Source organism: Gilliamella sp. G0441 (assembly GCF_050589305.1).
GTDB lineage: Bacteria > Pseudomonadota > Gammaproteobacteria > Enterobacterales > Orbaceae > Gilliamella.
In genome coordinates this window covers 1-2,314 of sequence record NZ_JBNRJF010000027.1, presented here as the reverse complement: position 1 = coordinate 2,314, position 2,314 = coordinate 1, and the positions used below count along the sequence as shown (strand labels likewise).

At 33.8% G+C, this 2,314-nt stretch carries 2 protein-coding genes; both read left to right on the top strand.

The features are described from left to right. On the top strand, positions 1-499 hold a 499-nt coding region (locus ACKJXD_RS11830), incomplete at its 5' end, for a hypothetical protein (RefSeq protein ID WP_430876413.1). 101 nt (positions 500-600) lie between these two features. Continuing rightward, positions 601-2,314, top strand: a 1,714-nt coding sequence (locus ACKJXD_RS11825) for a WGR domain-containing protein (RefSeq protein WP_430876412.1), incomplete at its 3' end; no start/stop codon positions are given.

Sequence of the window (2,314 nt, the reverse complement as noted above, 5' to 3'; positions counted from 1 at the left end):
AAAGGTCGTGATTGATTTTAGTGGCACACCTTATCAAGTGGGTATGGGAATTTATGGTAAAAACCAAGCTCAGCTAATTTATGGAGTAATGGATTTTGCTAAGATTGCAGAAGCAATGAACAAACAAGCGCCCGATAAAGAGAAATTATACGCACTAAGAAAACAACACTATTACTTCGATAGTCCCAAAGGAAGCCCAAACATTGATTACTCTAAGCCCGGTATGATGTATTTGGATGAAGCTATAGCCGCCGGAGTTTTGAAGGATGATAATTATCGGGCAATCAAACAGCTTGAAAAAATTACGCCGGATATGGGTGAAGTCTATGATGCCTCACTACTGTTTAGGGCATACATGATGCAGAAAAAACAAGATTATGCCATGGAGAAACTGCAAAGAAAACTCGATACTACTGAACTAAAACAGGTGTACCAAACAGCACAAAAACGCCTGCCACAATATCAAGAATACTGGCAGGAAAAGTTAGCGAAATTATAAAAAATAAAATCATAAAAAGGGGCTTATGCCCCAATAAACAGGATAAATTCAAATTATTCTGATAAATATAAAAAAGATAAGTATAAGGAAAACATAACACAATGAAAAAGTATCTAGAATATAGCGATTTACAATCAAACAAATTTTGGTATATCACCCAACAAGACGAATCCCTAACAATCGTATTTGGTAAGATAGGGACAAAAGGACAAACACAAGTTAAAACGTTTTCTTCGCCTTACGATGCGGAAAAAGAAGCCAACAAACTGATCAAATCAAAAATCAAAAAGGGCTATGAGGAAAAAGCAATCCCACCAGCGCTTGAACAATCAACCTGCACAGAAAAAACAATCATCAAAATGCCTGATGCTCCAAAACCAAAACAACACCCCAAACCCATTCCACCCAAAGATGTGATTGATGATGGTAAAGAAAAACCGTGGAGGGATCTTGTAGCATTTGATTTTGAAGAGTTACGTAAGGTTCCGCCTAAAGAAGTTGTTCCAGTTAAACAACCACCAAAACAAAGTAATACTTCAATTAAAAAAGAGACTTTAACCAAAACACCACAAGAACAAGAATTTGATAATTTAAAAATATTGTTACGAAGTTATATAAAGCAAGGTGTGGAGTTCGATATTGAAGCGACATTTGAACAATTAAAAGCATTAAGCCCCAGCAATAATGAATTTCAAATTTTCATCAAAGATATGCTACAAATGATATTTTCAAAATTTATGAAAAAAATATCACCTATTCACTTTGATTGCATTCCTTATCTTTTGAGAATCATAGATCCAGAAATTCTTTTCCAAGAAATCTTTGCGCAAGGTGTGATGAAATATATTTATGACCGTTATCAGACTCATTCCGAATCAATCCATCAGCTGGCTGAACAATATCTTACCGATTATCCGGTACAAATGGTGGATAAAATAGTTAACGGATTACAGTACATTTTTGATACTACCCAAACAGAAGATGAAAAAAATACTCCAACTGACAAGTTACCTGAAAATGTTTGTGGTTTTTATATTACCTTTGATTATAAAAAGCTGGAAATATATGCTTTATTCAATGAGCGAAGTTACCAATGCTATTATTCAGAAAATCTAAATGAGCTAGAATATGATGGGACTAGTTATGGCGTTGAGATAAATAATCAATATTTTGTTCCATTACTTACCGAAAAACTCCAGAAAATGCTGGATGATGGTTTTTTTGGTGATATGACTAATAAATATTTCAAAATTGCCCTTTTCCAAACAGATAATATTCTTATTGAAATACCACTAGAGCAAACCTATCGACAAACAAAGGTATTTGAGCTTGAAAGCGACCTAAAATATCTCGAGAAATCAGATGAATATTATGCAGATTTGCTAACTGACACGGTTGACGAATATTTTGCCCTTAATGGCGTTATTGAGCAATACGATACCGATAGAATTTTAGCATTATTAAAAAAATATCTTTATTCAGGTGAAAAAGAGGCTGAATCGGAAGGATGTTCCCTTTTAAATAGATATAGCTATTTTGATTATGAATGGCGTTTAGTTTATTTACAGTTTGAATGGGAAAATTTTAATTATAAATATGCTTATAGTGGTGTTGAATGCTTAGCTGAAAGATATGAACCAGCAATTCTACAAAAACAAGCGTGGGATAAACTGGGTATTATTGATAACAAGCCTGATAGCAAGCCAGAAAAAAAAGACGATTCACGCTATCAATCAGCAACCGAACGTTTTTATAATACTTTTACTGAAAATGATGTTTTTTGTGAAACTGATACTATTATCGCCAGAGCCATGC